We start from the raw sequence: 5,576 nt of genomic DNA on the forward strand, positions 1-5,576 counted from the left end.
CGCAGCATGGAGCTTCGTTGACGGCGTGCACGGTGGGCGTAGGCGGGATCGTGGAAGTCCGCACTGAGCTGGACCGCGGCGCAGTCTTCGGGACCGCGACCGGCAGAGCCCGGGCCGGTCCGCCGCCCTAGAACCGCCGCCCTAGAACCGCCGCCCTAAATCGTGCGCCTAGGACGCGTCGCGCAGCAGCACGTCTATCAGGGTGACCGCTGCGTCCTTGTCCAGCGGATTGTTCTTGTTGCCGCATTTGGGGGACTGGACGCAGGAAGGCAGCCGGTGTCACACTCGCAGGCTTTGATGGCGTCCCTTGTGGCGGTCAACCACACTTTGGCTTTTTCGAAGCCGCGCTCGGCAAATCCGGCACCGCCTGGATGGCCGTCGTACACAAAGATCGTGGGAACTCCGGTGTCGGCGTGGAGCGCTGTTGAGACTCCACCAATATCCCAACGATCACTTGAAGCGACCAGCGGCAGAAGCCCGATGGCGGCATGCTCGGCGGCGTGAAGGGCACCCGGGAACTGGGCCTCGACAAGGCCTGCGCTAGTCAGCGAACGGTTGTGGACCACAAACCATACCGCCTTGGTGAAAAGATCCCTGGCCCCGAGTTCCAGCGGTTCTTCCCCCAAAACCTCGTTGGAAATCAGTGCCTTACGTTGGAAGGAGACTACCTGTGTTGTTACTTTCACTTCGCCGAAGTGAACCGCGATATCCCCCCATTCCATGGTCCGGAGAGTCTGCAGCACCTCGATCTGCGTCACGTCCCGTGCCGTCGTGTAGTAGTCCGGGTTGGTTCGACGAACCACCACGCAATGGTCCTCTTCGTTCAGTTCCTCGACCAAGTAACTGTCGCCTTGGTGCACATAGATCGCACCCGTATGCGCCTGGTAGTGCGTCTGTGGCGAGTCCATGGTGCCTAACAGGGAGCCAGTCTCGGAGTCCACGATGCTTACGGGGCCGCCGCCATCTGCGCGGAGGTTTACCATGCCGCGGCGCTCTCGGGATGGGTCCAGAACCAGCCCGCGGCCCGTTTCCGCAGGTACCCCTGTTGCACCAACTGATTCAGCAGGGATTCGGACGTCGGCCCGAACAGCTCAAGTTCAGCCACACCGATCGGGAGCTCGGCCGCTGCCGCGCACAGATGGGGGCCGAGCACGTAGGGGTTTCCGGGATCGAAGACGGTGGCCTCGACCGACACGTCAAAGATCGCCTCCGGATGGTTGACGAGGTATGTGTCCAAAGGATCGTCGCTGGCCACGAACGCGGCAATAGCGTTTTGGCCTGCCCGGCCGGCCCGTCCGATCTGTTGGAACAGGGAAGCCCTCGTCCCGGGCCAGCCGGCTACCAGCACGGCGTCCAGCCCGGAAATGTCGATACCCAATTCCAATGCCGACGTGCTGGACACCCCAAGCAGCTCACCGGAACGCAAAGCCCTTTCCAAAGCCCGTCTCTCCTCGGGGAGATAGCCGGAACGGTACGCAGCAACCCGCTGGGGCAGGCTGGGATCCACTTCGTCGAGGAGGCGCTTGGTGATAGACGAAATTGTTTCCGCGCCGCGCCTGGACTTGATGAAGGCGATGGTCCGCACACGGGAGGACACGAGGTTGGCCAGCAGGTCCGCGGTCTCGGCGACGGCGGTCCTGCGGGATTTTGCCCCGTTTTCGCCCTTCAGCTCGGTCAGGGCAGGTTCCCAGAATGCCACCGTCGTGGAGCCATGAGGTGAACAGTCCTCGGAAATTTCGCGGACGGGGGTGCCGATGAGCCGGGCGAAGGATGTGCCCGGGTCCGACGCAGTCGCCGACGCCGCAATGAACACCGGTTCAGGAAAGGAGGTGCCGGCACCGTAGTAGGCACAGATTCGCCGGAGCCTCCGCATGAGGTTGGCGACGTGGGACCCGAACACCCCGCGGTAGCTATGGGCCTCGTCCACGATGACGTACCGGAGCCTGCGGAAGAAGCGGGCCCACCACGTGTGGTTGGGCAGGATCCCGAAGTGCAACATGTCGGGGTTTGCGAGGATGAAGTTGGCATGATCACGGATCCAGCGGCGCTGGGACTGCTCGGTGTCGCCGTCGTACGTTTCCGCCCGGACCGTGGGGAGCTTGAGCGCGCGGATCGCTGCCAACTGGTCGGCTGCAAGTGCCTTGGTGGGGGAGAGATACAGGGTGACGGCACCGTCGTCGTGGATCTTGCCCGGTTCGGACAGCACCCGCAGTTCTGAACGATGGATGGCGTCGAGGGCCGGCAGTTGGTAGGCGAGCGACTTTCCGGAGGCGGTCCCGGTGGCAATGACGACGTTTTGGCCGGAGTGGGCGAGCTCGGCTGCTTCGATCTGATGCCGGTACGGTTCGTGGATGCCCAAAGCCCCGTAAGCGGCAACCACATCGGGATGGGCCCAGCCCGGCCACGCCTCGTGGACCGCCTGGCGAGCTGGAATAGTGCGGACATGTCGCAACTGCTCCGGGTCCGGGCTCCTGCCCAGAAGGGAGATCATCGATTCAGTTGCGTTCACGTGAACATTCTGTCATTGCGCCGGAAACCGAACGGCGCCGAACCTCGGCTACGCCACAGACAGGTCAGTCTCGTCGACCGATTTGGTGGACATCATGAGCACCTGGCACACGTGCTTCCAGCCAAGGTGGGAGTAGAGATGCTGTCCGTCCAAGGAAGCGAGGAGCAGGCCGCTTTCAACATCGTATTGAAATGCCTGCGCGGCGAGGGCTTTCATGATGAAACTGCCCAGTCCCCGGCGCTGGTAGTTGGGCTCGGTGACGATTTTGTCGAACACCGCTGTCTGCTTGACTACGTATACCTGTCCGCTGGCCGCCACCTCTTCGCCGGCATGGACCACGGCGTAGTGGACGCCCTTGCTTTCGGAAGTGGTGAGCTTGAGGTCGTCATCCGAGAGCCACGGATCCTCGGCATCTTGCGTCCCCATGTCCACGATCATCATGGTCTGGGAATCGGAGGTGACGTTCAATCCGTTCTCGCGAGCCAATTGGGTGTAGCGTCCTGCGTCGTTCGTGAGGATCGTCAAAATGCGAGTGTCCGCCTGGGCGGTCTTGGCGGCCAGTTCGGCGAACTCGTCATCCGAGGGGTCGTAGGCAAAGTATTCCCAGTCGCCGGTTTTGTCTGCACGCAGGGCTGCCGGGAACCGGCCTTCCTTTCGCGTTTCGTAACTCCGGGACCCGGCCCAGCCAGCCACCCAGACGTCGAGCAGCTCAGCGATGTCTTCAACCAAGGCTTCGTGACTCATGTAGAGAGACTATGCCAGCGGTCTGGGAATCAACAGGGGCCGTCAGTAACAGCTCCATTAACACTTAGAGTGACCGAACGGCGGCCCGACTCATGGGTTTGGGGCCAGCAAGTACCCTTAAATACGTGGCTTTGAACAGAATTGTGCTCTTCTATGGCTTTACTCCGATCGCTGACCCGGACGCCGTGCGGCTCTGGCAGCGCGCCCTGTGCGAGAAGCTCGGCCTGACCGGGCGGATCCTTATTTCGCGGGACGGCATCAACGCCACAGTTGGTGGGGAACTGAACAACGTCAAGCAGTACGTGAAGACCACCAAGGAATACAAGGGCTTCCACGATATCGACTTCAAATGGTCCGAAGGCGGCGCCGACGACTTTCCGAGGCTCAGCGTCAAGGTTCGCGATGAGATCGTGTCCTTCGGCGCCCCCGGTGAACTGAAGGTGGACGAGAACGGCGTCGTCGGCGGTGGCACCCACCTTCAGCCCGAAGAGCTCCACGCACTGCTGGAGGAAAAGAAGGCTTCAGGGCAGGACGTGAAGTTCTTCGATGGACGGAACGCCTTCGAAGCCCAGATCGGCAAATTCAAGGACGCGATCGTTCCCGACGTCGCCACCACACACGACTTCATCAAGGAACTCGACTCGGGAAAATACGACGACCTCAAGGACCAGCCCGTAGTCACCTACTGCACAGGCGGAATCCGGTGCGAAGTCCTTTCCAGCCTGATGGTGAACCGCGGCTTCAAGGAGGTTTACCAACTCGACGGCGGGATTGTCCGCTACGGCGAGACCTACAAGGACCAGGGCCTGTGGGAAGGTTCCTTGTACGTTTTCGACAAGCGCATGCACATGGAATTCAGTGAGGATGCCAAGACCATTGGCCAATGCGTCCGCTGCCAGGCGCCCACCAACAAGTTTGAAAACTGCTCCAATTTGAGCTGCCGCAACCTCACGCTGTATTGCGCCGAATGTGCCTCGAGCCCGGAAACGCTGCGTTGCCCGGAAGGCTGCGCGGCCTAGCCCCGGTCATCAGATCCGGCTCACCCGGTACGCGAAGTTTGCCTGCGCATTTGCGGTGATCGTGATGCCCAGGACGGCGTCTGTCTCCAGTTGCACGACCTTGACCCTCGTGGTGCCACAGCGCAGCATTACCTCGATGAGGACTTCGCTCCCGTTCCGCACAGTGAATTCGGTGCTGCGGGTACCTCGGCACGCCAGAGTCACTGCATACGTTCCCCCAGGAAGCTGGGTGGTCTCTTCGTCGCGGGACTCTCCAGCGGACAGCAGGTCGAAGCTGCTGTAAAAGGACAGCCCGTTCACGTCTGGAAGCACGTCTTGCGCCCAAGCCTTCAGCGCATCGCCCGTGACGGTCTGTCCAAGGGCCGGGTCGCGGGTCAACACCGGATCCGTGATCACCGCGGACGGCGGACTGCTCGCCGCGGCACGGCCGTCCTCGTAGGTGTATTCGCACGAGGCCAAAGTGCCGCACGCGAGCACACCACAAAGCACGACGGCGGGAATCGCCGGCGGCGTCGTCGCAACCTTCAGGGCGCGTGCCCACCCCATAGTCCGACTCTACGCCCGGCCGCAGCCGGGAACGAAGCGGCAGTTACGAAGCCGGTACCAGTTGGTATGCGTAGATCACGGGTGCATCGACGCTGCTTGCGCTGATGCTCAGTGGGCCGGCTGAGGGAATCTTGATGCGGGACGTTTCGCGGCTGCCATTGCACGCAGCCCCGGCCTCGGTGATCTGCGTGCCACCCGAGGAAACGTCGAAGAATGCCTTGCCGCCGCCGTCGCAGGCCACAGTCAGGGTGTAGCTTCCGGCAGCGACATTTGCGAAGTTCTTGACCAAGGGGTCACGGTTCGGGATTTTTCCTGAGTCCTCCAGGACCACCCCGGCCGCCGACGGCATGGTGGTCGCCTTCCACGCGGGGATGTCGGCGTTGGAGACAGATCCCCCGGAGGAGCACGCCGTCATCGCCAGGGTGGCAGCGCCAACGAGCAAAAGAGCAGCGCGACGCCAAGTGGAGGGGTGAAATGCCATGATTCAACGCTACCTGCTCGAATGCCTCCCCGCCGACGCAGGCGATCACGCGGCCGCCCACCCACCAGCCCGAATAGACTTGCACAGTGACTGATCCCGCAATGCCCGCCATCTTTGGGACCGCCCCGAAAACCACCACCCTCGACGCTCCCCGCAGCGACCTTCCCGAGCTGCTCACGGCGCTCGCCGACGACCTGCGGAACGTTGGCTACACCGTGGACGGAGTGGCAGGACTTCTTGGGGAGTCCGCCCACGCGGCCCTCGCCCGGGATCAGCT

The 5,576-nt window shown here is 62.5% G+C and carries 5 protein-coding genes and 1 pseudogene; 2 read left to right on the forward strand and 4 right to left on the reverse strand.

Features of this window, described 5'->3' with window-relative positions; genetic code table 11:
- Positions 1 to 168 precede the first annotated feature (168 nt).
- Both AHiyo1_RS18345 and AHiyo1_RS18350 read right to left on the reverse strand, forming a co-directional pair.
- Positions 169 to 2,491, reverse strand: a pseudogene (locus AHiyo1_RS18345) (DEAD/DEAH box helicase).
- A gap of 66 nt (positions 2,492 to 2,557) precedes the next feature.
- Positions 2,558 to 3,253 carry a GNAT family N-acetyltransferase gene (locus AHiyo1_RS18350; RefSeq protein ID WP_059389501.1) on the reverse strand — a complete coding sequence of 232 codons (696 nt, stop codon included), beginning with the start codon at positions 3,251 to 3,253 and terminating at the stop codon, positions 2,558 to 2,560.
- Between the two features lie 125 nt (positions 3,254 to 3,378).
- On the opposite strand from AHiyo1_RS18350, the gene trhO reads away from it, so the two are divergent.
- Positions 3,379 to 4,272: an oxygen-dependent tRNA uridine(34) hydroxylase TrhO gene (gene trhO / locus AHiyo1_RS18355; RefSeq protein WP_059389502.1), complete on the forward strand. Its 894-nt coding sequence runs from the start codon at positions 3,379 to 3,381 to the stop codon at positions 4,270 to 4,272.
- A 9-nt stretch (positions 4,273 to 4,281) separates the two neighbouring features.
- Here trhO and AHiyo1_RS18360 read toward each other — a convergent pair whose 3' ends face one another.
- Positions 4,282 to 4,818 carry a hypothetical protein gene (locus AHiyo1_RS18360; protein ID WP_059389503.1) on the reverse strand — a complete coding sequence of 179 codons (537 nt, stop codon included), beginning with the start codon at positions 4,816 to 4,818 and terminating at the stop codon, positions 4,282 to 4,284.
- Between the two features lie 43 nt (positions 4,819 to 4,861).
- On the reverse strand, positions 4,862 to 5,299 hold the full coding sequence (locus tag AHiyo1_RS18365; RefSeq protein ID WP_084784589.1) for a hypothetical protein: 438 nt from the start codon (positions 5,297 to 5,299) through the stop codon (positions 4,862 to 4,864).
- 101 nt (positions 5,300 to 5,400) lie between these two features.
- Between AHiyo1_RS18365 and AHiyo1_RS24930 the strand changes: the two genes are divergently transcribed.
- On the forward strand, positions 5,401 to 5,576 hold a 176-nt coding region (locus tag AHiyo1_RS24930; protein ID WP_445286240.1), incomplete at its 3' end, for a DUF7059 domain-containing protein.

It is taken from the genome of Arthrobacter sp. Hiyo1, assembly GCF_001263615.2.
Taxonomy (GTDB): domain Bacteria; phylum Actinomycetota; class Actinomycetes; order Actinomycetales; family Micrococcaceae; genus Arthrobacter.

Coding starts and splice junctions, on each gene's coding strand:
- AHiyo1_RS18365 (WP_084784589.1), bottom strand. CDS start 5,299: ATGGCATTTCACCCCTCCACTTGGCGTCGCGCTGCTCTTTTGCTCGTT.
- AHiyo1_RS18360 (WP_059389503.1), bottom strand. CDS start 4,818: ATGGGGTGGGCACGCGCCCTGAAGGTTGCGACGACGCCGCCGGCGATT.
- AHiyo1_RS18350 (WP_059389501.1), bottom strand. CDS start 3,253: ATGAGTCACGAAGCCTTGGTTGAAGACATCGCTGAGCTGCTCGACGTC.